Below are 24,607 nucleotides of genomic sequence, written 5' to 3' on the forward strand. Positions count from 1 at the left end.
TACATCAAAATAAACCGTTTAATCCACCCTTGACTCGGGCACATTCTTCTTAGGCACTCCATCCAGTCCATACTCCTGGTCATAGGCTTCAAAGATTTGGCGGGCTACCGGTGCTGCACTGTTCGCGCCAAAACCGCCTTCCGGAATAATCACGGCCACCGCAAGCTTAGGATGCTCACGTGGAGCATAAGCAATGAATACCCCGTTGTCACGGGTAGCCCCGAAGGCTTCCATCTCAGAGGTTCCTGTCTTGCGGGCGAAGTCATACGAAAATCCGTCAAACGCCTTAACCTTAGTATTCATCCCGCGCTTGATCTCCTTCCAGTAAGAAGGATGAAACGAGATGCTGTCCAGAACTTCCCGTCCAAATTGCTTAACCGTCTTGCCGTCGGGATCTGTAATCTTACTGACGAGCTGGGGCTTAATCCGCACACCTTCATTCGCAAGTGTGGCCGTATACTGGGCAAGCTGTAATGCGGTATATTTCCCCTTCTGGCCGAAGGAGGCAAGTACCAGCGCCGATTGGGAAGAGCCTGCCTTCTTCGGATCAAGATAATCGGCAACTCCGGCACTTTCACCCGGAAGCCCGCTTTGCGTAGACACCCCAAGGCCGAAGGCCTTCATATATTTGTCCCATATGGCAATCCCTTCTCCCGGATACTTCTTGTACAGGGCATTACCGACCCACTCTACCATAAAAGCATTCGAGGACTCCTGAATAGCCTTCGCCGGACTAAGCGGGCCCAGGACATGGCCGGAGGAATTCCTCACCGAGGAGCTGTTATCCTTACCGAAATAACCAATCCCTTTATCTATATAAGTATCACTGGTAGTGAATAAGCCTTCCTCCAGACCGATCAAGACACTTAACGGCTTAATCGTGGAGCCCAGGAAGATTAATGACTTCAGCCCGTTGCCGGAGATACCGGAGGAAATATCGGTAATCGTCCCGTTCTGATAATAATCCCTAATCTTGTCGTACACTTCAGGAACCAGCGTCTCGGCATTCCAGACATTCGTATCATAGTCCGGCATACTCGCCATTGCCACTACATTGCCTGTATCAACTTCCATGGCAACGGCATAGCCGGTGAGCGCATCCTTATGAAGCTTCCCCTGTACAGGGTTGCGGTGCAGCCAGTTGAGCTGATCATTGATGGCCTGCTCTGTTCTCATCTGCACCTTCTTGTTAATCGTCATCCAGATATCGTTGCCCTTGACGGGCGGGATCAACGCGACAACCTCTTCGGCCATGTTCTGGGCATTGACAGAGATCGTCTGATACCCGTTCTTCCCTCTAAGCTCACGCTGATATTGCTGTTCAAGACCATAGATGCCGACAAACTCATCTTCCCTGTAGCTAAGCCCCGGGTCCCCACCCGTTTGTTTCATGGCGCTGCGGATATTTTTGTATAAATTATATCCTTCTTCTGTAGAACGGAATTGCTTCATATAGCCTACCGTTTGAACGGCCACCGTGTCCTTGTCATAATGGCGGATACTCTCCTCTACAACAGACACCCCGGGATAGCGCTGCCTGTTCTCCATCAGATGGGCGACTTCCTTCATCGTAAGACCGGCCTTGATCTTACGCGGGACATATCCCAGTGACTTCTTATAATCAAGGTCCAGCAGCAGCAGAACATCCTCCTTGAGCAGCTTCTTCGCAGAGGGATCACCATACTGTTCAAAAACGGATGACAGCCCCGCCGCCAGCGCTTTCGTATTCGCCTTGGCTTCAGCGGTCGGTTCATATAAGCCGGTCTTCTTATTCTTGACCTTTGCGGTGTATTCTTGGGTTAACGTAACGAATAATGACTGAACCGGTGTGGAATGGGCAATGTCTTCCCCTCCCGCCGCGTGAATAGTCCCCCGGATCGCCGCAAGCGGAACATCCTTGGTCTCCCGGCTGGCCTCCACCTCGCTGAGCTCGGGACTCTCTACAAACTGCAGTCCCGCAAGCCGGATCATCATGATCACAAAAATAAAAAAAGCACCAAAGAAAAATAGATTTATGCGTAAGCTCAGGTAGTTGCGGGTCTCTCCATTGCCCGGGCCGGAGCCCGGCTTACCGAACCATCTCACAGCAAGTCCCTCTCCTTGTATGGTTTGCAGTATTGCTTATCCGTAAGATCACGTGCAAGAGCTGTTCTTAAAATATAATAATTTATATGTTGCACGTCCTTTGAAAGGACGGCACAGCCGTTTCCACTTGCCCGCTGTTATTGTACCATAGTTATAAGAGCGTCCGCTCCTTCTCAGAGGATGTTTTCCTTGATATGCGTGGAGTCGAAATCCCCCGGATTGAACCAGTCGCCGCTGCTGGCCCAAGTGGAATCAAGCGGAATCCAGGCTGCACTGCTGCTGATATAGACCTCATTCCAGGCATGCGGTCCATAGCCGCCTTGACCGTCATAGCCTTTGCCGGTAACGACACGCACCTGAAGGCCTTGCGAGCGGGCCATCATGGCATAGAGCCGCGCGTAATCAATGCATACGCCAAGCCGCGTATCCATCGTATCCTGCGGGGTCTGCTCATGCCAGATCCGTCTCTCTTCATAATTCTCCGCCTTGGTATAGTCGTAAGCAATACGCGAACCTACCCAGTCATAGAGCAGTCTGGCCTTCTCTTCATCTCCGCTGGCTTGTCCGGCAATATCTGCGGCTGCACCGGCAATATCCACCGAAATATCATGGTCAATCACTTCATATTTGCGCCGGAGAATGTCACTCATCTCGGCGGCTACCGCCTTGGTCAGCACCGGAAGCTTCCCTCTGACCTGTTCACCGGCCAGCGGTTCAAATACCGCTTCCGCACTCTCACTGTAGACCGGCGAGGACTGCACATAGCGGCTGAAGCCGCTGTCCGGGTTCAGGGCGACACTGATAAACAGGACAAAGACCAGCACCAAGGCGCGGGTAAGCCCTGCGGCGGTGCCAAGCACTGCCCCGACGAGCCGGCTGGCGCCAGTGATCCGTCCCGAACTCCTCCCGGACTGGCGCGGCAGGCGGAACGGCAGCAGAAGGAACAGCAGACCCAGCAGCAGACGAATCAAGCTATAGCACAGCAAGAGCAGCAGCAGAAACCGCACTATTGGTGAATTCGCCAGTACAGAGGCACCTGTATAATATAGCTGCTGCCATTGGCTTAGCTTGTCATCCTGCGGAGTGATGCCCGAAGCCCAGTTCCCGGCAGCAGGCGAGAGGTATACGGCTGCGGGAATCGCCATCACCAGCGAAGCTGCCGCAAGTACTCCTGATCCGAGCATGCCGAACAGCCCTCCGGCTGCTCTGCGGAAGCCCCGGCCCCAGCCCTGCAGTGCAGAGAAGAGGACCACCAGCAGCAGGACAATGGAGATGATATTGGCTTCCCGAAGACTTTCTATCCAGTTATTCAATGAATCACTCCTCCTTCCGCTGCTGCAGGTAACCCTGAGCCAGCTGCACTGTTACTTGCCCGCCTGCTTCCGTGCTTCGTCGATAAAGGTCTTGGTTGTATCCGTAACGCTCCACTTCCCGAGGCTGACTCCGCGGAAGACCACTTCCACCTTGTCCTCTGCGGCAGAGCCCTTCACCTCCAGATTAGGAGTCTTAATGGTGAAGGTGCCGTCACCGCCGGAGGTATAAACCGCTTCCTGCGCTTCTTTGAGCATGACCTCCTGCGCCTCATTCTTCAGCGTACTGACTGTCCCGTCCGCCACTTTGTTAACGGCATTACCGATCTGGTCCATGGTTACCCCGCTATAGATGAACAATCCTACAACAATAACGACGACGATAGCCCATTTCAGCATTGTCTTAACGATGTTAACGACTGCGAACAGCAGGACAAGCGCAATAACGATAACAAGCCAATTCTCTCTGATAAACTGTGACCACACTTCCGGATTCATCAATTTCACAACACCCCAATCGCAAATTTCGCCAATCCGGGACGCTGTCCCGTCAGACATTTCATTAATATTAATTATTATACATGAATGCCCCTTATAATTCATGGTTACCGGAATGCAGAACCGCATACAAGGCTGGCCAAGAAAATGGTATAAGCCCCCGCTGCCGCACGTAAAGTACAAGTAGGCTGTTCCCTCTGCTGGAATCCGTTCCGTCATCAGCGGCTGGCCGCTAATCTGGAGGTGTTATCCGTGAAAACTGCAATGTGGCTGTACCTCTTCATGTTCCTGGCGTTCTTCGATTTGCATGCCCAGTATCCTATCCTGACACCCTTTGCCATGTCACTGGGAGCGGGCCCGGCCTTCATCGGCTGGATGATGGGGATGTATTCCCTGACCCACCTCCCGGGCAACCTGCTGGCCGGTGTACTTGTAGACCGCAACGGCAGCCGCCGCTATATCGTGTTCGCCCTTACCGTAGCAGGACTGATCTTGCTCTTGCAGGCGCATGCCCAGCTGCCCTGGCATCTACTACTGCTGCGGGCAGCGAGCGGATTCGCTCTGGCATTCCTCTCCCCAGCCTGCATGACCCTTTTGGCCTCACTCTCGTCTGACCCGGCGACCCAGGGCAAATACATGTCAGGCAACGGAATTATTCACACGCTGGCTTCTGTGGTCTCCCCTGCTGCCGGAGCCTTCATCGTAGCTAAAGCCGGCTATTCCGGCACCTTCAGCACCTTGGGCTGGCTCCTGATCTTCACCGGTGTAATGGCCTTCTTCAGTGTACCGAAGCATAATCCGGCTCTGGTACTGCATAAGCCTGCACTCCCGGTGAAGGAGAATCTGCAGCCCGGGCTGGCCGCAACCACCCAGCCTACCGTCTCCAGACGTTATTATCTGCTGCCCTTCTTCGTATCCTGCTCCCAGGGCGTACTGTTCTTCGAGCTTCCGCTGTCACAAGGACAGGACGGAATGGTCTCTACCGGAATTCTGCTCTCCCTGCTCAGCCTTGGAGCGCTGGCGACCCTCTGCCTGTTCTTCCTGAACCGCATCTCGCCGGGCATTCGTATTGCCGCCGCCCTGCTGGGAATGGCTCTCTGCTTCTTCACTCTGGCTGCCTTCCGCAGCATCCCGGCCGGAGTGGTTCTCTTCCTGCTCGGTTCTGCAAAAGGGGTATTATTCCCGGCTATGGCCTCACTCTTCATCGGCCTGGGCGGCGCAGGACGGCTGGGCCGGACCTTCTCGCTGCAATCCATCGCCATGTCCCTCGGGGCCTTTGCCGGACCTGTAGCCGCCGGACAGCTAAGGGAGTATGTCTCCCCCTACTTCATTGCCTTCGTGCTGCTGATGACAGCTCTTCTGCTGCTGCCTCCGGGCAGATCCGGCCGTCTCTCTTCCTACGCTCCCGACTGGAACAGCCCTGCCGCCTGAATGCGACATTTCCCGGGGAATGAATACATATTGTTCCGCTACGCTGTTAAAAATAGCGCAGCTTAGGTACAATATCGTCATAACAACTAAGATCCGGGGGCTGATTGCATATGTCCATCACCATTATTGTCGAAGGCAAGAATGACCGCAGCAGACTGAGGCGACTGCTTGAACCAGAGGTCGACATTCTGTGCACCTTCGGTACGCTGAATACCCTGAAGCTGGAAGCTCTGCGCAATACCATCCGGGACGGAGAAGTCTACCTGTACATGGACAATGACAGCTCCGGCAAAAAAATTCGTGCTGTCCTGCGCGACGCCTTCCCCGATGCCGTTCATATGTATACCCGCAAGGGCTATGCCGGTGTGGAAGGGACTCCGGATGAATATAACATCACCCAGCTGGAGAAGGCTGGACTTGAAGATTTCATTATTTACCCCCAGCCCTATCCTCAGGGCATAGAAGGATAATTTATTGCATGAAGTATATACATTCTTAACCTTTCACCACAAAACGAGGGTGTCCTGTGCAGCAGCTCCACTGCTCCACGGACACCCTCGTTTTGTGCATTCCTGTACTATTCACGGGCCAGCTTCTTAACCGTTCTGGCCAGGAACTCCGGCGTTACATTCTCCGTATCCCCGGCATCGTACAATCCCCGGAGCTGGTTGTTCTTGTCCACCAGACCAATGAGGTTCATGTGGGCGAAATCATCCTTGCTTGTGCCGTAGATCAGCACCTTGAAGGACTCCGCTGCCAGCTTGCGTACCTGCTCCTGATCCCCCCGCAGGAAGTACCATCCGCTGTAATCGGCATGGAACTTGTCGGCGAAGGCCTTGATCGCTTCCCTTGTATCATTCTTCGGATCGAAAGAGATCGAGACGAATTCAACGTCCTTGCCGAAGCTGCCATCCTTAACCAGGATATCCTGCGTCTCTGACAACATATAGGTAGTAATCGGACACACATCGGGACAGACGGTGAAGAAGAAATAGACCAGCCTTGCCTTACCTGCCGTATCCGCCAGACTGATCTGCTTCCCGTCCACATTCTCCAGGGAGAAGTCCTGTACCTGACCGATGACCGGCAGCTTCTCACCTCCGAAATCAAACGATTTGACTGCCAGATAGACCGCCATAATTACTGCAAGCAGCAGCAACATCCAGGTCCATTTGTAACGTTTCAAGGTCTGCACAGGACACCTTCCCCCTCTATCCTAAGAATGCTTACACATGAATGGTATTCAGCACCAGGGCAATCAGGCTTAAGGTCAGATAGTTAATGGAGAAGAGGAAGCTTTTCTTCGCCCAGATCTCATCATCCTTGGCCTTGAATCCGATGAGGGTTAAGTAGAGCCACCCAACCGACAAGGCCAGTGATACAATAAGATAATAAATACCTGCATAATCGTAGGCATACATCAGCACAGGCACGGGGAGCAGCAGCGCGACATAAGGAATCATCTGGAACTTGGTGCGCCGCGTTCCCTTCACAACCGGAAGGAGCGGGAATCCTGCAGCCCGGTACTCCTCCTTGCGGCGGATGCCAAGCGCCCAGAAATGGGGCGGCTGCCACAGAAAGAGCATTGCGAACAGCAGCCAGGCTCCGAGATCGACTGTTCCTGTAACAGCCACATAGCCGATGACAGGAGGCATGGCCCCCGAGATCGCACCTACCGAGGTGCTCCAGGTAGAGGTTCTTTTGAGCCAAAGGGTGTACACTACAACATATACGAACATGCCGACGATGCCGAACAATCCGGCCAGTACGCCGCAGAATGCGAACAGCACTCCTAGCCCGGCAATGCCGAGTCCAATGGCATAGATAAGTACTGTTGTAGGCTTCAGCCTTCCTGTAGGCAGCCCGCGTTCCCGGGTCCGTTCCATCTTCATATCCAAATCGCGGTCAAAATAATTATTGAAGACACAGGCTGAAGCCATGACCAGCATGGTGCCGAGCAAAGTCAGAATCAGGCGTCCATACTGTACATCCCATCCTGATGCCACCCAGTAGCCTGCGAATGCCGCAATCAGATTGGAGCGGATAATGCCGGGCTTCGTAACGGTAATAAAGTCGCGCCAGCTTGCACCTTCCGGTGGAGACTTGGCAGACATTGATGCGGAATCAGAAGAAGCTTGATATCTCAATTGATTGTCCACGTATCGGGTTCCTCCTTCTAGGGAACTTCTAACACTCCGCTATTAACTTTATCATAGCAAACTGGGAAAGACTTTGACAATCATTGACCATGATGTTCATTAATTCGACAATTACGTGACGATATTTATTTCCCCGCCCTTAAATAACTTAGCCCAATAATGGGTAGTTATTAATAGAGAACTTCCGTACAAAGGAGATCTGACTAATGGATACTGCCACACATTTTGTTATGGGACTTGGACTTGCAGGTCTGTCCTTCGTCGATCCGCTCGTCGCTTCGAATGGAACGCTGGCCGGGGCGGTGATGGTAGCTACTGTACTGGCTTCTCAGGCACCGGATGCCGATACCGCCCTGCGTCTCAAGGATAACGCGGTATATATCCGCAATCACAGGGGAATCACTCATTCCCTGCCCTTTTTACTGCTGTGGCCGGCATTGATCACAGGGGTCATCGGGCCGTTGTTCGGCTTCACGGACCTGACCACCTTAAGCCATATCGCGCTCTGGAGCTTCATTGGCGTTGCCGTCCATGTATTCTCTGATCTGTTCAACACCTACGGGACTCAGGCTGCCCGCCCGTTCACCGAGAAATGGATCGCCTGGAACATCATTCATATCTTCGATCCGTTTATCTTCGGCAGCCATACAGCGGCGATTATTCTCTGGATCAGCGGAATGGTGCCGCCCGCTCCACTATTCATTACCTTGTACGCCTGCATTGTCTTGTATTACATCTGGCGGACCCTCGTTCATGCCCGCACTACACGCAGCATTATGAACAAGGATGTCCACCACCATGCAGGTGACCGTTATTATGTGATCCCCACCATTTCGCCAACGAGGTGGAATCTGGTCAAAGCCAAGCCGGACGGCAGCTATAATGTCGGGCTGCTGAACAGCGGACGGCTGGAATGGTTCAAGCATGCGGTGTGCTCCACTCACCCCGCGGTCGAGCATTCCAAATCCCATCCGGATATTCAGGCCTTCCTGTACTTCACCTCGTACGCTGTCGCGGAGGTGGAGGAGCTGCCCTCTGGTTATATTGTACGCTGGGGAGATGTCCGTTATTTACACCGTAAGCAATTCCCGTTCGTGGCCGTCCTGGTAATGGACCATGAGTATAAACCGCTGAATACTTATGTCGGCTGGTTAAGCAGCGAGAAGCTCGATGAACGCTTCGCCATTGACCCGGGAACAGTCAAGCTGTAGGAAGTTTTTTTGAAGACAGGTGGCATCTGCCGGGGCAGGTGCCATTTTTTTAATTACATTTACCACCAAAAACACCCACATGTGCGGTCAGGGATCACGCCGAGATGTTGTAAATATTGCAACTTTGAATAAGGGATATAAGGGTCTCTGTAAAGAATGTTGCATGAAGTGCAGGAATTTCCCCGCTCCGCTGATTGGGGGAGGAAGATTGCTGCCTTTTGTGCAACATTTTTTGATTTGGGGTGATTTATAAATCGAAATGTTGCAATTTGTGCAGGATTATGCAACTCATCTAATACGTTATAGACTATATTTACCGGGGATCTATTCTCTTGCCTGCCCCTTGACGCCCGGGACTGCATAAGGCACAATCACCATAAAGCGGTTACAGCGCAAAGCAAGTGCTCACCTACTACATTTATTTACATTTGAACTGAAAGCTTACTTTTGAACTGAAAATCCCGGCATGCAACGACGCACACCGGGATTCACTTGTACACTATTTGAAGCAGAAAGGAAGGCTTGGAACATATGGGTAAAGGTCTGTCACTGTGGTTCGCCTGCTCTTCAATTCTACTCCTCACAGCAGCTTCCATCTCGATCAGCTATAACATTTGGCTTGCACTGCTGCTCGGCGCGCTGTGCGTGCTTAACATCGGCTGGGGCTTCATCGTCAAGGCCAGGCTGAGACGCAAGGCGGAGAGCAACCAGCCTACCCCTTAACTTAACGGGTAGGCAGGAAGCCCATCCGGTCCTTCACGCCCTCCAGGGTACGGGCAGCACTCACCCGTGCACTTTCGGCACCCTGGGCCAGAATATCACTGAGCATCCCTGAGCTGCGAATGTCCTGATATCTTTGCTGGATCGGCTCCAGCAGGGCTACGACCACTTCAGCCAGCTCTTTTTTGAAGCCGCCGTACATTTGGCCTTCATATTTGTCGGCAATCTGCTGCAGGCTCATTCCCGAGCATTCGGCATAGATGCTCATCAGATTGCTGATCTCCGGCTTAGCCGCCGGGTCGAAGATAACCTCACGGCCGGAATCCGTTGTGGCCCGGCTGATCTTTTTACGGATCACATCAGGCGGATCCAGGAGTCCGATTCTGCTGCCGGGGTTGGGATCGCTTTTGCTCATCTTCTTGGTGCCGTCATCCAGAGACATGATCCGCGCTCCGACCTCCGGAATGTAAGGCTCAGGGACGGTGAAGAAGTCACCGAACCGGTGATTGAAGCGCCCCGCAAGGTCACGTGTCAGCTCCAGATGCTGCTTCTGGTCTTCGCCTACCGGTACCAGATCGGCATTGTAGACCAGAATATCGGCGGCCATCAGCGACGGATAGACGAACAGACCTGCTCCCACCGATTCTTTGCCGGCGGACTTATCCTTGAACTGTGTCATCCGTTCCAGCTCACCCATGGCAGTGAGCGTAGTCAGAATCCAGCCCAGCTCGGCATGCTGCGGCACATGGGACTGCATGTAGACATGCGCAATGGAAGGATCAATGCCTGCAGCCAGATATAGCGCAGCTACCGATTCTGAATTCTCGCGCAGAGCTGCGGGGTCCTGGGCTACCGTAATGGCATGAAGATCGACCACCATGAAGTAACATTCGTATTCCTTTTGAAGCTTGACGAAATTCTTGATTGCCCCGATATAATTACCGAGTGTGAGTGAACCGCTGGGCTGTATGCCCGACAATACTTTTTTAGCCATCCTCTTATCCTCCATCATCATAATTAATGTCCGCTGGCGCATAGAACGCAAAAAGGCCCCACATCCGCAAGGGACGTGAGACCGTGGTACCACCCTTATTCGCTGCCTGGAGTCCCCGGAGGGATATATGCAAACAGCCTTGGCTTCCGTTAACGGGGAAGAGGCGGCCGGTCTACTTAAGGCTTCTGCAGCCTGTTCGAGCGCGGCACTCAAGGGTCCATTCAGTCAGAGGTGCACCACCGGTTCACATCAGCCACCGGCTTTCTGGAGGTACAGTCCATGCTTACTTGTCCCTGTCATCGCGTTACCTGTGTTTCATTGATGCCTCCATCATAGATCGGCCCGGAGAAGTTGTCAAATCCCTAACCTCCGCCGGATAAATCTGGTATGATAAAGATATTCGTGTGTATGTAATCTGATTACAGCTTATCAAAGGAGCATATCTCTTATGAAACAGGTGACCAAAGGGCAGTGGAACGGTTATGATACGTATATTTTGCATAGCCGTGAACTGGAAGTCACGCTTCTGCCCCGGCTGGGTAATAACGTAATTTCATTATGGGACCGCACCATGGAGCGGCAGATCCTTCGTCAGCCTGAGGAACGCGACTTGGCATCATATATGCAGAAACCTTATCACTTCGGCCTGCCCCTCCTGGTGCCGCCCGGACGGATACGCAGAGGAAGCTTCCAATTCGATGGCACACGCTACCAGTTTGACCGGAATGCGGGAGAACATCATATTCACGGACTGCACCGTACCCAAGCCTGGTGTGTCAGTGACATCGAAGAGGACGAGGACGGGTGCGCGGTCACTACTGAATTCCTTACCACGGATGACCCGGATTGGATCAGACAATTCCCCGAGCCGCTGAAGCTTGAAATGACCTTCCGGCTTCAGGATGACCGGCTCCAGCAGACGCTCAGGGTCACTCATCTCGGCACTAGCCCCGTTCCTTTTGGCGCAGGCTATCATACCTGGTTCATGCTGGACGGAACGCCCTCCCGCTGGAATGTTACCCTTCCTGCCGGGGCCGTCTGCGAGCTGAGTGAGGATCTCCTGCCTACCGGACAGCTGTTGCCGCTCGGGAAGCTTACTAGCCTGCACACCCGGCTGAATCTTCAAGGTGCGGATCTGGATACCATCCTGCGTATAGCAGAGGGCCAGCCTGCCGAGGCCGTATTGATGCGGGATGATGGATACGGGCTGCGTTACTCGGCCGATCCTGACTTCTTCCGCCACTGGATTCTCTATACCAAAGGCGAAGCCGACCAGTTCCTGTGCATTGAACCGCTAACCTGGCTCCCGGATGCACCTAATCTCCAGCAGGACGCCTCCGCTACCGGGCTGATCACGCTTGAACCCGGACAGACGCTGGTTCTGGGGGGCACGCTGCAGATGATCTATCCGGAGCGATAAATTTCATATAATTACCATCCTATAAACCTTCAAAATCTGTGCATGAATTCTCCCTCCCGCGCTCATACTATCTTCACAACGGGCGAAGGAGGTGAGCACACATGGGTCAAGCAGGTCAACAAAGTCGTGGTAGCCGTTCTAACAACCTGGTCGTTCCTCAAGCGAATGCAGCGCTGCAGCAGTTGAAATATGAAGCAGCACAAGAGCTTGGAGTAACTATCCCGGCTGACGGTTATTATGGGAACTATACTTCCCGCGAAACTGGTTCTTTGGGAGGATATATCACCAAACGTCTGGTGCAACTGGCAGAGCAACAACTGTCCGGTCGTTCGTAATCGCTACCTCATCTTTACAAACTGTCTAAGCCGTGAGGCATAGACCAAAGCAGCTTCACAGCCCTCCCGCGCTTCTCGTCGAAGCGCAGGGGGGCTTTTCTATATTTATATAGACTTAACCGAAGGATTGATCCGAGGTATCACCATGACTGCTGCGCGGATAGCGGATCATCAGGTTCGCCATATTGTAGTTGGACTCCAGTGTGGCGTCCACGACCACCATTCCCTGCCGTACAGCAAATTCGTAGCTGATCTCTCCATGCGTCCACCGTTTCTTATACTTCAGGCTCTCCAGCGCCATGACACGGAATGAGGATTGTTGTCCGGAAGTCAGCCCTTCCTGCTCGGATGCGAAGCTTCCGCTGCGTCCGGCGAGCGGATTGTGGCGAACCCCGAACTTGCCGATGACATTATTCCTGATCTGTACAAATACGGTCCCTGAATTCAGTCCTGACAATTCCTCCTGCAGCTCATGAAATACCAGATCAATCTGTCTTGCAAGCGATAATTGTTCCGTCCTCACATGCATTTCCTCCTAAAAGTCTTGTGGGTGATGCAGCCTCATGGCTCTGCCTCACACAACACTTGCTTCGTAAGCAGTTGTCTGAATTTCGTGGATCTAGCAGCGCTTATAATAAGGCTTTAGGCTCATTATAGGGTACTAATTTGACACATACAACATTATTCAACATAATTGGGTTATAATCCCTATAAATGCGCAAATTATTTAGTTTTTATAGCAAAATACAAACTTTTGTCGCCATTTATCGACAAATAAACAACATAAAAAGACCCCTAAAACGGGGTCTTTGCGCATTCACACCATATTTAGCCGCCATCATTTTACTGCAAAAAACCAATTCGTCTCATTATCGACAAATTCTTAGCCGCATTGTTCTGTCATTTCCAGGAATTCACTAATATCGGCAACGATTAAATCCGCAGCCCCCTGCCAGAAATCCGGCTTGGACAGATCAACGCCCAGATGCTTCGACACCAGCTCCTCCAGCGTCATCACTCCGGTATCCTGCAGCAGGCTGTCATATTTGCCAGCAAAGGAAGCCCCCTCTTGCAGCGCAAGCCGGTATAGACCGGTACTGAACATATACCCTACCGTATACGGGAAGTTGTAGAACGGCACATCTGTGATATAGAAATGAAGCTTGGACGCCCAGAAATGCGGATGATATTCGGAAAGGACCCCGCAGAAGGCTTCCTTCTGGGCTTCCTCCATCAGCGCGGACAATTCCTCACTGCTTACAAGGCCTGCCTTGCGCTTCTCATAGAAGCGGGTCTCGAACAGGAAACGGGCATGGATATTCATGAAGAACGCCACACTGTTCTGGATCTTCGCTTCAAGCAGCGCCAGCTTCTCTTCACTGTCCGTCGCAGATTTCACCTGCGCATCCGACACAATGACTTCCGCAAAGGTAGAAGCTGTCTCCGCCACGTTCATCGCATAGTTCTGGTTGAATAACGGCTGGTCCTCCAGCAGGAAGGAATGATAAGCATGACCCAGCTCATGCGCAAGTGTGGATACATTGGACGGCGTACCGCTGTAGGTCATGAATATGCGGGATTCCTTACTCTCCGGGAAGGAGACGCAGAAGCCACCCGGACGCTTCGCGGCCCGGTCTTCGACCTCGATCCAATCCTTGTCGAAGGCGCGCTCGGCGAAATCCGCCAGCTTCGGACTGAATTTTCGGAACTGGGTCACAATGTCGGCGGCTGCTTGTTCATAGGGAATTTTGCCGGAGGACTTGCCGACTGGCGCATCCACATCGACCCAGGCGAGTGACTCCAGACCCAGAATTTCTGCTTTGCGCTTCAGATAGGATACCAGGGCAGGCTTGCTCTTCGTGATGACGTCCCACATGACATCCAAGGTCTCACGGGACATACGGTTGATGCCCAGCGGCTCCTTCAGCACATCCTCCCAGCCGCGGCCCTTATACAGCTTCAGGCGGAAGCCTGCCAGATGGTTCAAGGTATCTGCACAATAGTCGGCCGCGCCGCCCCAGGCCTCTTCCCATTTGCGGAACATCGTACGGCGGACCTCAGGATTCTCATCCGCCAGCTTGTTGAAGGCTTGCCCGGCAGAGAGCAGCTTCTGTTCCCCGTCTTCTTCACAAGGAATCTGGATCTGTCCGACAATCGTCTCATAATGCTCGCTCCAGCCATGATAGCCGTCAACTGCAAGCTCAAGTGCCAGGCTCTCCAGCTCCGGGCTCATCTTCTCACGGGCCAGATTCCGGCTCTCACTGAGCACGAAATTCAGCGGGGCAATCTCCGGCCGGGCCATCCACTCGGCCCATACCGGGTCAGAGGTCTGACGCAGCACGTTATCGAAGGCAGAGCTGATGCCCTCATATCCGGCACGCAGCCCCGTTACCTTGGAGGACAGTCTCACCGCCCCTTTGTCGAGCTGATTCTGCGCACCCAGACAACCGGCGAATTCTGAGGCCTGTGTAAGGCGTCCGGCACAGCTCTGCAGCAGCTCAATAACCGGGTCAAGCCCCTTCGTTGAAGCCGCATCAGCCGGTGCAGAAGCAGCAGCCACCTGTGTGCGCAGGCGTTCAATATCGGATTCGAGCACGCTCAGAAAGCTCTCGAACTGCGGAGAAGCAGAGCCTCCCGGAAAAATCGATTCCAGTTCCCATGTCAGTGATAACGGTTGTTTCATATATACTCACCATTCCTTCGTTATAGAGTAGTTTTCTTTGTAATTACGGTATAGCCATGGTAAAGTGAATCATGATACTCCACTAATTGTAAGGAGGGCCTCCTAATGAAGCCACTGCAAATATCGCCGGAGACGGCCATCACCTTATCGAAACAACTTGGCGTTCCGCTGGAACACCTGATGCATATGCCCCAACATATCCTGCTCCAAAAGATCGCTGAACTATCCAAGAAGGCCGCTAGCGATACCCCCGAAGGCAGCGCGCCTGCTCCCTCTGACGAGCAGGACAAGCAATGATCCCCTTCAGCCATACCTGGCCTTATGACATTATTCTTGGCGACATGTACGTGCAATATTGCCCCTTCTGCGACCGGGAGAATGTTCTTCTGCCGATGAAGCCTAAGGAGCTGCAGCACGTGCGTGACGGCAAAAAAAAGCTGCTGGTCTTTCCCTGCTGCAGTGCAAGTCCCACCGTCATTGATAATGACAATGACTACCTGTTGTTTGACCGGGCGGTCCGCTAAGCGCGGGTACCCGGAAGTTCGCCCCGCTTAAGCGGGCAGAGGCGTAGAAGAGGCATCCCTTCTACGCCTTTTTTGCGTTCCGGTATAACGGATAGACGCTTTAACACCTTCACTAAGCCCTCTATGTACCTGCCGGAAGCCCGTCCGGATCAACGTCCAGCCCGCGCATCTGCTCACGCAGAATGGCCCATTGCTCGCGTGAAGCCCGGATCATGGCCGCGTCCGTAATCCGCTGGTCATTAATGACCCTTGAGAACCACCGCACAGCAGCAGCGAAATTGCCGATCCGGCGGTTCAGCTCGCCAATCAGATACATCAGCCGCGCATCATTACCACCGGATGAATCATTCTCGAACACCTTCACATACTCATCCAGCGAATAGGTCAGGAAGCGCTGCTCCTGCACCGTATCCCCTTGATACCGGTACAGCCAGGCAATATGGTGAAGCAGGCTTGCTATAATACGTTCCTTGTCCTTAATGCTCTGCGCGCAGATCAGTGCCAGCTTGTAAGTCTCCAGAGCCTCCTCCCAGTTACGCTTCTCTCCGAAGCTGCGGGCCTGCCACCGTCTTCCTACCTGGGCATCGAAGGACTTGCGCTGCCAGTCCCCCAGCTTGTCTGCTGAATTCTCCGTGGAGGCAAAGCCGCACTTCGGACAGACCCGAACCACATAATAATCGGGATTCTCCGCTTTATAATAGGAGCAGAAGTCCGCATCGCGGCGGATGGCTTTTTTGAGGCTGGGACGTACTCTTGAGGTTGAAAATTCATGTTCACAGTTACAGCAGGTAACCTTAATCGAGTAAAGCGGTATTAATTCCGGCACGGGGGCCCTCATCCTTTCACAACTACACTTTATTCATGGGGCATATTGACAAAATGATGGGCGGGACCCGCCAGCCGGTTCAGGACAAACGTACGCAGGGACTCCTCCACACCGGTCTCCTCGAGCGCCGCCTTCATGCAAGCGAGCCAATCCTCCGCCAAAGCAGGAGTGATGGGGACATGCATATGTCTGGCTCTCATCATGGGATGGCCGTGCTGCTCGGAAAACAGGGCAGGGCCTCCAAAGAATTGGCTCAAGAACTGATATTGCTTCTCCAGCACCGGAGTAATATCTTCAGGGAATAACGGGCTGAGCTGCGGGTGAAGCTGCACCTTGGCATAGAACACAGTCACCAGACGGTGTATCCCCTCAGCGCCTCCCAGGCTGTCATACAGGCTCTCTTTCGGATTCATTTTGGAGGTTTCGCCTTCTTCCATATTAATCTGATAAGCAGTTGCTTATCATTATACCAAAAAACGCGCTGCACGGTTATCCCTGCCTTAAGACATCCCCTTATTCCAGGACAAGAAGACCAGTAAGCTGCCCGTGTGCAACAGAAAGCCCAGATTATTTCAAAATTCAGACAAAAAAAGGCGCCAAACCGGAGTTCAGCGCTCGTAAGCTAATCAGTATGTTCTAAAATCTTCATCGCCAGGCGGGACAAGGGAGACCCGGATCACATATACAAAAGCACAAACGAGCACTCCGGCAACTACACTCATCACCATCACTCCATCCCTGAAAATCTAACTCAACAAGATGTGCATTAATTAAGTTTATAATACCATAATTTCAGTGAAAAAGCACCGGTAAATGTAACCGTTTTCTTCGTTTTTTTGTGCTGTTTGTCCAACTTTCGGCATACAACTAAGCATAGAACTGGAGGCGAGAAACCGATGACTCTGAACAAAATCGCAAGCCCGCTGCTCGGGATCGTGCTGGCGGGCTGTATGCTGCTGATGCTGGTGCATCCCGCAAGTTCTCTGGATGCGGCGCTGCGCGGGCTCGCTGTCTGGTGGGATGTGCTGTTTCCCTCACTGTTTCCGTTCTTCGTCATCTCTGAAATTATGCTGGGCTTCGGCATTGTCCATCTGTTCGGCGCACTGCTTGATCCGCTGATGCGCCCGCTCTTCAATATACCCGGCAGCGGCGGCTTCGCCCTAGCGATGGGATATGTATCAGGATACCCTGTCGGCGCGAAATTAACCGCCAAGCTGCGCGAGCAGGGAATGATTAGCAGAATTGAGGGCGAGCGGCTCGTCGCCTTCACGACCTCCTCGGACCCGATTTTTCTGCTGGGCGCGGTCTCTGTGGGCTTCTTTCATGACGCTTCTCTGGGGCTTGTGCTTGCCCTTGCCCATTACGGGGGAGGACTCATCGTAGGTCTGCTGATGTCCTTCCATGGCCGGGGCAGGCCGGAAGAAGCAGCTACGACCCTCCCCCTCCCTCATTCAGGCAGTTCTTCTGCGTCTCCGGAAGGACAAGGCCCCGGAAGGTTGCGGGCTGCACTGAACGCGATGGCACATGCGCGCCGGGCAGACGGCAGAAGTCTCGGCGAGTTACTGAAAAGTGCCATCACCTCCTCGCTCCAGCTCATCATCGTTGTCGGCGGCCTGGTTGTCTTCTTCAATGTGCTGATGGAGCTGCTCGCCCGCTCCGGTGTAATGTCCGCCCTGTTCAGCATGACCGGACGGCTGCTGTCGCTGGCCGGCTTCCCGCCTGAGCTCTCCGCCGCCCTGGTCAGCGGCTTATTCGAAGTGACGCTTGGTGCCAGGTCGGCGGGTGAAGCTGCCGGAGGCGTTCCGCTGCAGTTCAAGGCTGCTGCGGCAGCGTTCATTCTCTCCTGGGGCGGCTTGTCGGTTCATGCGCAGGTCGCCAGTATCCTGAACGGTACCGGACTGCGCTATCTCCCGTTCATGGCCGCCCGCCTGGTGCATGCCCTACTCTCTGCAGTTCTGCTTCTCCTGCTCTGGAAGCCGGTAGTCAGCTCGGGCCTGGCTGGTCAGTGGTCCGCTCTACCCGCCGCCTCCGGGTTGGCCGCTCCAGAGGTAGCCCTGCTCAGCAGCATCAGCCTACTCTGTCTTCTGCTCACAGTCATGCTGGCCCTGTCGCTGGTGGTCTTCCTGTTGGGGAAGCTGTGGCGGCAACCCTATGCACGCCGCAGATAGTTCAATATGTCATGGCTCTGCCGCTGCAGCACTGCAGCGGATTCCGGCTTTTCACAGTGCTAATATTGTGTTCCGGTTCAAGATTGATTATGATCGGTGTATGACTGAATTAGACAAAGGAGCCTGTACATCTTGAGATATTATGTTCTGGACCGCGGAGATGAATTATCCATCCAACTAGCGGAGCAATTTCACAAGCTGGCGCAAGGCCGGAATCTGGAGCTGGATGCCAAGTCACCCGAAATCGTGATCTCTATTGGCGGTGACGGCACGATGCTGCACGCTTTTCATACGTTTATCGATCAGATCCCGAACCTCGCTTTTGTTGGCGTGCATACCGGCCATTTGGGCTTCTATGCGGACTGGCAGGCCGAAGAGCTGCCGTCCCTGATTGATTATATGTGCGGAGAGGTTGGGCCGCATAAACCCCGTATCGTACAGTACCCGCTGCTCGAACTGGAAATACATAAGAAATCCGGCTCCAGCAAGCACATTGCCCTGAATGAATTCACCCTTAAGGGGGTGGACGGGACGGTTGTGATCCAGGTGGATATTAATGATGTGACCTTTGAGATGTTCCGCGGGGACGGCCTGTGTGTATCCACACCTTCCGGCAGTACTGCTTATAACAAAAGTCTGGGAGGCGCTATGGTGCACCCCTCGATCGAGGCGCTGCAGATTGCTGAAATTGCCTCCATTAATAACCGGGTATTCCGGACCATGGGATCGCCGCTGCTGCTGCCTAAGCATCATCACTGCGATATCTTCTCGCGCAAGGATCAGCGCCTGCTGCTGACCATTGACCATAATAATATTCCGGTGGATGATCTGATTTCGGTACGTGCTCAGGTCGCGGACCACAAAATCAGCTTCGCCCGTTACCGCCCCTTCCCCTTCTGGAACCGAGTCAGGGAAGCCTTCTTAGTCTAATCTGATCCCTGATTCTCATGGACAAGCGAGGATGGCATTGCGCCCTTCCGGGGACAGTACGCATCCCACTGGATACCCTTATATAAAGCCGGAGATGCCCCCGATCTCCGGTTTTATCATGCCGGCTGACAGGAACTCTATTGAGCCTAGCAGCATCCCGCAGAATAAATAGACAGACGGAATTTCCAAATGGTATAATGGTTCTATTTTACAAAGTTTTCTATTTGAAGGAGCGAATCTATTGAAGAAATTAGTATCCCTGCTAGGCATCAGCCTGCTGGCCCTTGTGCTCGCGGTTCCCGCTTTTGCCGCAGACAAACCCATTAAGGTGTATATTAACGGCAGTAACCTTGCCTTCACAGCAGGGACTCCTTATCTTAAGAATAATACGGTGCTTGTGCCTTTCCGGGTTGTATTTGAGAAGCTCGGTCTGAAGGTGCTGTGGGACTCCAAGACGGGCACGGTAACCGGCACGGGAACAGGCCTTACTATCAGCCTTAAGGTAGGCAGCAAGCGGGCCAGCGTCAACGGAACCGTCAAGCAGCTTACAGTTGCTCCTGTCTCTAACGCCGGGACCACTTACATACCCTTACGCTTCATTGCCGAAGCCACCGGGGGCACAGCAATCTGGGATTCGGCCAGCCGCAGCGTGAAGATCACCGTATCGCCGTCTTCCGCCTCCAGTGAGCAGGAGATCAAGGCAATTATTCAATTAGCTAACCAATATTATAATGAAGAGAAGGCCAGCAGCTTCTATTCGCTTGTCGATGCAGGGGCAGACCAAACGGAAGCTCTAAGCGATATGAATTCCCAGTTCGAGCTATATGACATCAAGAACACGATCGAGAGTCTTAAAGTGCTCAGTCTAACGGGCAACGAAGCTACAGTCCATTCTGTCGAAAAAGCAGTACGGACCGGCGGGTATTATACACCGGATGAGCAGTACGAATACTTATATACGCTGGTCCGTCAAAACGGCGCCTGGAGGATCTCTGCTATGGATCTGCAGGAATCCTCCGTGCTGCTGACGCGCGAACAAGGCATGAAGCCCGCTGTGCTGCCTCAGGGCGATCAGACCGGGATTAAGGATACGCTCAGCAAATATTACCAGAGTATGAATGCCCGCAATGCAGATGCAGTCCTTGCCGTGATGACCTCGTACGATAAGGAGGAGGATGACTCTTACAAAGAGGAGCTGCGTGATTATTTCGAAACCTATGATCTAAGCTATGCGGTATCTTCCTCCAATGTCTTCTATTACACTGACTATGAAGCCGCAGTCTATACGGAAGTGGTCATTACGGACGGTGAATCGAAGGAGACCTATACCCAGTCTCTGATCCTCCTGCTCTCGAAGCCGGAGAGCGGTGGCTGGACAATCGACACCACTTACCATATCGGCTTCGACGCGCAGTCCTAAATTCAAAAATTCATCTAAAGGATGTCATGAACTCATGAAATCAGCCAAAATCGTTACCGCACTCTTAAGCGGCTGTCTGGCGCTATCCATCGCCTGGGCCCCTGCTGCTTCAGCGGCAGACACTGCTGCCTCTAAGGAAGCGGCCCAAGCCTCGAAGACGGAGATCATCAATGAAATTATGCAATATCTGGAGTATTACAATGTCGAAGGCGTGGACCAGGATACACTTATCCGCGGTGCGATTGACGGTATGGTCAATACACTGGACGATCCTTACAGCCAATACTTTACGAAGGAGGAGGCTGCGGAGTTTGGTCATCAGGTTGATCTGGAATATGTCGGCATCGGTGTCCGGCTGATGTATACGTCCAAAGAGCTATACATTGAAGAGGTCATGAGCGGTTCCCCGGCTGAGGCCGCGGGACTAAAGCGCGGCGACTCCATTCTCAAGATCAATGGGGTGCGGGTGGCTGAGACGAATGGCGATGAGCTGAGCGGCAAAGCGGGCACGAAGGTCTCTCTGCTGATTCAGAGAAACGGGGCTAACAAATCCTATACGGTAACCCGCAGTGAAATTGCTACAAGCTCCGTGACCAGCAAGATGCTTAGCTCCAAAATTGCTTATATCTCCATCAACGGGTTCACCCAGACGGCCGATGAGGAATTCTCCGCAGCACTGGACAAAATGCGTTCAGGCGGCATGAAATCACTGGTTCTTGATCTGCGAGATAATACGGGCGGTTACATGGACAGCGCTCAGAATATCGTCTCCAAGTTCATGGATGCCGGCATTATGATGTACACCTCCGACCAGACCGGTACACTGAAGCCGGTCGCAATTACAAACGGCAGCAAAATCGGCGTGCCTGTGGTCGTATTGACCAATGAATATACGGCCAGCGCCTCCGAAGCCTTGACCGGTGCACTTCGTGACAATAAGCTGGCTACAGTTGTAGGCACACGCTCTTACGGAAAGGCACGGATTCAGAGCCTGATTCCTATGTCCGGCGGCGGCGAGCTGAAGCTGACCACCATGAAGTATCTGACTCCGAACAAGGAGGACTTCAACCATATCGGACTTGCGCCTGATATCGAGGTCAAGGGCAAAACCGCCCAGTTGATTACCGCTCTGCAAATCGCCGGGATGAAGGAGATTGTCGCCTCTGGAGACCATCATATTCTTGATATCAACGGCATCGCTTTTGCCGGAAATGTAGGTCTGATCAAACAGGGCGATAAGGTGTACGCCGCTTCTCGTATATTGTCTGCTCTTGTGGAGAATGAAGTCTCCTGGGATGCCAAGAACAAAAAGGTGCTGCTGACCACCGGTGCCGGTAACGTATCCGGGTTCTCACTGGCTTCCAAAGAGGCGCTGTACCAGGACGGTGAGACCTTCATCGAACTGAATGCCTTCAAGAATAAGTTCCCTGCGCTCGTATGGAGCTACAATGCTTCACTGAAACAGCTGAAATTAGCTGTGAAATAGAATTTGCCCGCTTACGCGGCAGGAATCCCACTTATCCGTTAGGATGGGTGGGATTCCTGCATGCGGGCCATACGCCTGCGCGCCAGCAAATGTATGCTGTTTTTCGCATACATTCAGAGTACACGCTATTCACGTCAGCTCCTAATAGAAAAAGCCCCTTCAGCCAATGCTGAAGAGGCTTTTTGAGTTACATTGAGAAACCGAGGGGTACAGGCTGTCCCCCATGGCTATCGTTCTAGTTGTCCTGCTTGCTCTGGTTATTGTCTGGTCTGTCCTGCTTGTTCTGGTTGTTATCAGGTCTGTTCTGGTTGTCCTGCTTCTCCGGTCTATCCTGCTTATTCTGGTTCGCCTGCTTGTTAGGCCGGTTGGAATGATTGTCTTTGTGTTCTCTGTTCTGCTTGCTATTATTCGGCTGGCCTTGCTGGCCTCTGCCCTGGAACTCTTTATGATTCTTCTTGCCCTGGCCTTCTTTGTTGCGGTGATTCCGGCTCTGATGCTCACGCACCGGTCTGTCCTTGGTTGCATGCTCCCGGCCCGAGCCGCCTGAGGCATCTCTGTCCCGGCCTGTACCCTTCGCCTGCGAATCCCGGTGTTCTTTTATACTTACAACCGGTTCATCCTCCTGCTCCAGATCATCATCTAACCCGGGCTCTGGTACTTCCTTGATCAGAATATCCTTGAAGGTTCCCTCTTGCGGGGACTCCTTCAGCTTATGCAGCACAAAGTACGCACAGCCAAAGTTACAGTATTCGTTAATATAATCCACCATGCCTGAGATGGCCGTGTCCCGGTTCACTTTAGGGTGATTATCCCGGTAAAAGCCTTTGAGGCGCAATTGGCTGTAGCCCCAGTCTCCGATTATATAATCGTACCGGTCCAGCACTTCGCTGTATCTTCCGCGAAAAGCCTCCGGGTTCCAGCCGTCCTTATGATCGAGCATCAGCTCGTAACCTTTTCCACCTATAACGATCAAGCGTGTGTCGCCTGCCTTTCAATAATATCTGGGGGGGCGCGTTGATAAGCCGTCATTCCGCGGGATTTTGAATTTCCGGCCGCTGTTGTGTTCTGATTTCCTCCATTTAACCGCTAAGCGGTTGAAATCAGAACACAAAGGCGGACGCTGCCGCTCCTACAATTTCAAAATCCCTCTCCATGACTCCATCAACGCGAAAGGGGGTGCAACCGCCACCCAAGAACCTCGCCGCTATTGCGGCATTGGTTCTTTCAGCCTTTCAAACCCCTTTTAAAACCTCTTAAAACCTCTTAAAACCGAAAACCTTAAAGCTTAAAAGCTTAAAACCTTAAAACCATAAAGCTTAAAACCTAAACCTTTTAAACCTAAAAAACTGCCTGTGACTTCGTCATGCGGGGAATTTGCACAGCAAATTCTAATAAAGAACCAAGGCTTCGGCAATTGCGTAGTATGGCGCTACGCTGGCGGTTGGTTATCTATGCCTGTGAAACAGCACGCGCCTCACGGGCCACGGCAGCAGACTTCACCTGCTCATGGGCACGGTAAGAGCTGCGCACCAGCGGGCCGGCCTCCACATGGCTGAAGCCGCGCTTCAGGCCCTCTTCCTTCAGCACCGCGAACTCCTCGGGCGGATAGTATTTCTCCACATTCAGATGCTTCGGCGAAGGCTGAAGATATTGTCCTAATGTCAATATATCACAATCCACGGCTCTAAGGTCATCCATCGCTTGCAGAATCTCATCCCACTCTTCACCGACGCCAAGCATAATGCTCGATTTGGTCGGAATCTCCGGCTTCATCTCCTTGGCCCGGCGCAGCAGCTCCAGGGAACGGCGGTATTTGGCCCGTGCCCGGACACGGTCTGACATCCGTTCCACAGTCTCAATATTGTGGTTCAGGATATCCGGACGGCTGTTCATCACGGTCTCCAGGCTCTCGCGGTCTCCCAGAAAATCAGGAATCAGCACTTCAATGCTGCATAGAGGAAGGCGCTTACGGATCGCAGACACAGTCTCGGCAAAAATCGCCGCCCCCCCATCCTTCAGATCATCGCGGGCGACGCTTGTAACCACACAATGCTTAAGCTGCATGCCTTCGGCAGCCTCTGCCACACGTTCCGGCTCCAGCAGGTCCAGCTCGGTCGGCAGGCCTGTATTCACCGCACAGAAGCGGCAAGCGCGCGTACAGATATCCCCCAGAATCATGAAGGTCGCCGTGCGGTTAGCCCAGCATTCATAAATATTCGGGCAGCGTGCTTCCTCGCATACGGTATGTAACGTCTTCGAGCGCATCATACCCTTGATTTCCTGATATTCCTCACCGGTGGTTAACTTGATTTTGATCCAGTCTGGCTTGGGCTGTTTGGCTGTTCGATTAGTCAAAGTGATGAGACCCCGCTTTCGATCTGAATGTCAATGTCATTTTTACAGTCAA

General features: G+C 52.9%; 24 protein-coding genes. 12 read left to right on the plus strand and 12 right to left on the minus strand.

All coding sequences use genetic code 11. The annotated features are described in order from the left end of the window. Positions 1-18: 18 nt before the first annotated feature. The 3 genes from C162_RS31635 to C162_RS31645 form a co-directional block, all read right to left on the minus strand. Positions 19-2,085, minus strand: a complete 2,067-nt coding sequence (locus tag C162_RS31635; RefSeq protein WP_036701710.1) for a peptidoglycan D,D-transpeptidase FtsI family protein — start codon at positions 2,083-2,085, stop codon at positions 19-21. Between the two features lie 173 nt (positions 2,086-2,258). Next, a complete protein-coding gene (locus C162_RS31640; RefSeq protein WP_036701712.1) occupies positions 2,259-3,398 on the minus strand; it encodes a transglutaminase domain-containing protein in 1,140 nt (379 codons plus the stop codon). A 51-nt stretch (positions 3,399-3,449) separates the two neighbouring features. Beyond that, on the minus strand, positions 3,450-3,893 hold the full coding sequence (locus tag C162_RS31645) for a hypothetical protein (protein WP_036701766.1): 444 nt from the start codon (positions 3,891-3,893) through the stop codon (positions 3,450-3,452). Positions 3,894-4,145: 252 nt separating this feature from the next. Here C162_RS31645 and C162_RS31650 point away from each other — a divergent pair, with 252 nt between their 5' ends. Further along, on the plus strand, positions 4,146-5,324 hold the full coding sequence (locus C162_RS31650) for an MFS transporter (protein WP_036701714.1): 1,179 nt from the start codon (positions 4,146-4,148) through the stop codon (positions 5,322-5,324). A gap of 110 nt (positions 5,325-5,434) precedes the next feature. After that, positions 5,435-5,794 (plus strand): DNA primase, encoded by a 360-nt coding sequence (locus C162_RS31655; RefSeq protein ID WP_036701716.1) that lies wholly within the window; start codon positions 5,435-5,437, stop codon positions 5,792-5,794. 107 nt (positions 5,795-5,901) lie between these two features. Here the strand turns inward: C162_RS31655 and C162_RS31660 are convergent, their stop codons facing one another. Both C162_RS31660 and cyoE read right to left on the minus strand, forming a co-directional pair. Beyond that, entirely contained in the window at positions 5,902-6,519 is a 618-nt protein-coding gene (locus C162_RS31660; protein WP_156949757.1) for an SCO family protein, read from the minus strand. A 31-nt stretch (positions 6,520-6,550) separates the two neighbouring features. Beyond that, complete coding sequence (gene cyoE / locus C162_RS31665; protein WP_036701718.1) at positions 6,551-7,483, minus strand: heme o synthase; 933 nt, start codon at positions 7,481-7,483, stop codon at positions 6,551-6,553. A 206-nt stretch (positions 7,484-7,689) separates the two neighbouring features. Between cyoE and C162_RS31670 the strand changes: the two genes are divergently transcribed. Together C162_RS31670 and C162_RS31675 are read left to right on the plus strand one after the other, a co-directional pair. After that, entirely contained in the window at positions 7,690-8,694 is a 1,005-nt protein-coding gene (locus C162_RS31670) for a metal-dependent hydrolase (RefSeq protein ID WP_036701720.1), read from the plus strand. 531 nt (positions 8,695-9,225) lie between these two features. After that, positions 9,226-9,417 (plus strand): hypothetical protein, encoded by a 192-nt coding sequence (locus C162_RS31675; RefSeq protein WP_036701722.1) that lies wholly within the window; start codon positions 9,226-9,228, stop codon positions 9,415-9,417. A gap of 1 nt (position 9,418) precedes the next feature. Here the strand turns inward: C162_RS31675 and trpS are convergent, their stop codons facing one another. After that, the gene (trpS, locus tag C162_RS31680) at positions 9,419-10,408 is read right to left on the minus strand and encodes a tryptophan--tRNA ligase (RefSeq protein WP_036701724.1); all 990 of its coding nucleotides are present in this window, start codon (positions 10,406-10,408) and stop codon (positions 9,419-9,421) included. 448 nt (positions 10,409-10,856) lie between these two features. On the opposite strand from trpS, the gene C162_RS31685 reads away from it, so the two are divergent. Together C162_RS31685 and C162_RS31690 are read left to right on the plus strand one after the other, a co-directional pair. Then, entirely contained in the window at positions 10,857-11,828 is a 972-nt protein-coding gene (locus C162_RS31685) for an aldose 1-epimerase (protein WP_036701725.1), read from the plus strand. A 101-nt stretch (positions 11,829-11,929) separates the two neighbouring features. Beyond that, a complete protein-coding gene (locus tag C162_RS31690) occupies positions 11,930-12,163 on the plus strand; it encodes an alpha/beta-type small acid-soluble spore protein (protein ID WP_036701727.1) in 234 nt (77 codons plus the stop codon). A gap of 115 nt (positions 12,164-12,278) precedes the next feature. Here the strand turns inward: C162_RS31690 and C162_RS31695 are convergent, their stop codons facing one another. Then, positions 12,279-12,686 carry an O-methyltransferase gene (locus tag C162_RS31695; protein WP_235218588.1) on the minus strand — a complete coding sequence of 136 codons (408 nt, stop codon included), beginning with the start codon at positions 12,684-12,686 and terminating at the stop codon, positions 12,279-12,281. A gap of 360 nt (positions 12,687-13,046) precedes the next feature. Further along, positions 13,047-14,846 (minus strand): M3 family oligoendopeptidase, encoded by a 1,800-nt coding sequence (locus C162_RS31700; RefSeq protein ID WP_036701731.1) that lies wholly within the window; start codon positions 14,844-14,846, stop codon positions 13,047-13,049. A gap of 105 nt (positions 14,847-14,951) precedes the next feature. On the opposite strand from C162_RS31700, the gene C162_RS31705 reads away from it, so the two are divergent. After that, on the plus strand, positions 14,952-15,143 hold the full coding sequence (locus C162_RS31705; protein WP_036701732.1) for a YycC family protein: 192 nt from the start codon (positions 14,952-14,954) through the stop codon (positions 15,141-15,143). Beyond that, on the plus strand, positions 15,140-15,370 hold the full coding sequence (locus C162_RS31710) for a hypothetical protein (RefSeq protein WP_036701733.1): 231 nt from the start codon (positions 15,140-15,142) through the stop codon (positions 15,368-15,370). The genes C162_RS31705 and C162_RS31710 overlap by 4 nt, the downstream gene beginning before the upstream one ends. A gap of 121 nt (positions 15,371-15,491) precedes the next feature. Here the strand turns inward: C162_RS31710 and C162_RS31715 are convergent, their stop codons facing one another. Both C162_RS31715 and C162_RS31720 read right to left on the minus strand, forming a co-directional pair. Then, positions 15,492-16,196, minus strand: a complete 705-nt coding sequence (locus C162_RS31715) for a DUF2225 domain-containing protein (RefSeq protein WP_235218589.1) — start codon at positions 16,194-16,196, stop codon at positions 15,492-15,494. Positions 16,197-16,225: 29 nt separating this feature from the next. After that, entirely contained in the window at positions 16,226-16,609 is a 384-nt protein-coding gene (locus tag C162_RS31720) for a globin domain-containing protein (RefSeq protein ID WP_036701735.1), read from the minus strand. Between the two features lie 483 nt (positions 16,610-17,092). Here C162_RS31720 and ylbJ point away from each other — a divergent pair, with 483 nt between their 5' ends. The 4 genes from ylbJ (at position 17,093) to C162_RS31740 (ending at position 22,200) form a co-directional block, all read left to right on the plus strand. After that, positions 17,093-18,364 (plus strand): sporulation integral membrane protein YlbJ, encoded by a 1,272-nt coding sequence (ylbJ, locus tag C162_RS31725; RefSeq protein WP_036701736.1) that lies wholly within the window; start codon positions 17,093-17,095, stop codon positions 18,362-18,364. A 132-nt stretch (positions 18,365-18,496) separates the two neighbouring features. Then, positions 18,497-19,294, plus strand: a complete 798-nt coding sequence (locus C162_RS31730) for an NAD kinase (protein WP_036701738.1) — start codon at positions 18,497-18,499, stop codon at positions 19,292-19,294. A gap of 241 nt (positions 19,295-19,535) precedes the next feature. Continuing rightward, positions 19,536-20,714, plus strand: a complete 1,179-nt coding sequence (locus C162_RS34835; RefSeq protein ID WP_051494082.1) for a stalk domain-containing protein — start codon at positions 19,536-19,538, stop codon at positions 20,712-20,714. 34 nt (positions 20,715-20,748) lie between these two features. Then, positions 20,749-22,200 (plus strand): S41 family peptidase, encoded by a 1,452-nt coding sequence (locus tag C162_RS31740; RefSeq protein WP_036701739.1) that lies wholly within the window; start codon positions 20,749-20,751, stop codon positions 22,198-22,200. Between the two features lie 235 nt (positions 22,201-22,435). On the opposite strand, the gene C162_RS35740 is transcribed toward C162_RS31740, so the two are convergent. Both C162_RS35740 and lipA read right to left on the minus strand, forming a co-directional pair. Further along, on the minus strand, positions 22,436-23,173 hold the full coding sequence (locus C162_RS35740; RefSeq protein ID WP_084649106.1) for a YutD family protein: 738 nt from the start codon (positions 23,171-23,173) through the stop codon (positions 22,436-22,438). Positions 23,174-23,649: 476 nt separating this feature from the next. Beyond that, positions 23,650-24,555 carry a lipoyl synthase gene (gene lipA / locus C162_RS31750; protein WP_036701741.1) on the minus strand — a complete coding sequence of 302 codons (906 nt, stop codon included), beginning with the start codon at positions 24,553-24,555 and terminating at the stop codon, positions 23,650-23,652. Positions 24,556-24,607: the final 52 nt, after the last annotated feature.

Origin of the sequence: Paenibacillus sp. FSL R7-269, from assembly GCF_000517865.1 — a bacterium.
Lineage (GTDB): Bacteria > Bacillota > Bacilli > Paenibacillales > Paenibacillaceae > Paenibacillus_AQ.

Coding starts and splice junctions, on each gene's coding strand:
- C162_RS31645 (WP_036701766.1), bottom strand. CDS start 3,893: ATGAATCCGGAAGTGTGGTCACAGTTTATCAGAGAGAATTGGCTTGTT.
- C162_RS31655 (WP_036701716.1), top strand. CDS start 5,435: ATGTCCATCACCATTATTGTCGAAGGCAAGAATGACCGCAGCAGACTG.
- C162_RS31670 (WP_036701720.1), top strand. CDS start 7,690: ATGGATACTGCCACACATTTTGTTATGGGACTTGGACTTGCAGGTCTG.
- C162_RS31675 (WP_036701722.1), top strand. CDS start 9,226: ATGGGTAAAGGTCTGTCACTGTGGTTCGCCTGCTCTTCAATTCTACTC.
- trpS (WP_036701724.1), bottom strand. CDS start 10,408: ATGGCTAAAAAAGTATTGTCGGGCATACAGCCCAGCGGTTCACTCACA.
- C162_RS31685 (WP_036701725.1), top strand. CDS start 10,857: ATGAAACAGGTGACCAAAGGGCAGTGGAACGGTTATGATACGTATATT.
- C162_RS31690 (WP_036701727.1), top strand. CDS start 11,930: ATGGGTCAAGCAGGTCAACAAAGTCGTGGTAGCCGTTCTAACAACCTG.
- C162_RS31700 (WP_036701731.1), bottom strand. CDS start 14,846: ATGAAACAACCGTTATCACTGACATGGGAACTGGAATCGATTTTTCCG.
- C162_RS31705 (WP_036701732.1), top strand. CDS start 14,952: ATGAAGCCACTGCAAATATCGCCGGAGACGGCCATCACCTTATCGAAA.
- C162_RS31710 (WP_036701733.1), top strand. CDS start 15,140: ATGATCCCCTTCAGCCATACCTGGCCTTATGACATTATTCTTGGCGAC.
- C162_RS31720 (WP_036701735.1), bottom strand. CDS start 16,609: ATGAATCCGAAAGAGAGCCTGTATGACAGCCTGGGAGGCGCTGAGGGG.
- ylbJ (WP_036701736.1), top strand. CDS start 17,093: ATGACTCTGAACAAAATCGCAAGCCCGCTGCTCGGGATCGTGCTGGCG.
- C162_RS31740 (WP_036701739.1), top strand. CDS start 20,749: ATGAAATCAGCCAAAATCGTTACCGCACTCTTAAGCGGCTGTCTGGCG.